Origin of the sequence: Halomonas sp. SIMBA_159, from assembly GCF_046536035.1 — a bacterium.
In the GTDB taxonomy this organism is placed as follows: Bacteria; Pseudomonadota; Gammaproteobacteria; order Pseudomonadales; family Halomonadaceae; genus Vreelandella; species Vreelandella venusta_A.
In genome coordinates this window covers 1-345 of record NZ_JAWJBT010000204.1, presented here as the reverse complement: position 1 = coordinate 345, position 345 = coordinate 1, and the positions used below count along the sequence as shown (strand labels likewise).

Genomic DNA, 345 nt, shown 5'->3' with positions numbered 1-345 from the left:
TCGAAACGATGGAATGGGCGACGTTCTTGGATACCGCCCGCAGCGGGGAATACGACCTGACATTCTTGAGCTGGTCGAAGGTGACGGGCGACGGATCTGAAATGCTCTACCCGAACTTCCATTCCGATAACATCGGCGCATCCAACCGCGCGCAATACAATAATCCGGAATTCGATAAATTGGTCGAAGCATCGCGCACGAGCATCGACCAGGAAGAACGCGAATCGATTCTAAACGAAGCGAACCAATTGATGCTCGCTGATGATGCGGCGATTGTCATGTATCACGGCGTGGTCACATCGGCTACAGACGAATCGATTCAAGGCTTGCAAATGGACCCGAACG

1 pseudogene is annotated in these 345 nt (G+C 52.8%); it reads left to right on the top strand.

The features are described 5' to 3' along the window. Positions 1-26: 26 nt before the first annotated feature. A pseudogene (locus R0J87_RS19000) lies at positions 27-345 on the top strand (hypothetical protein); the annotation flags it as partial.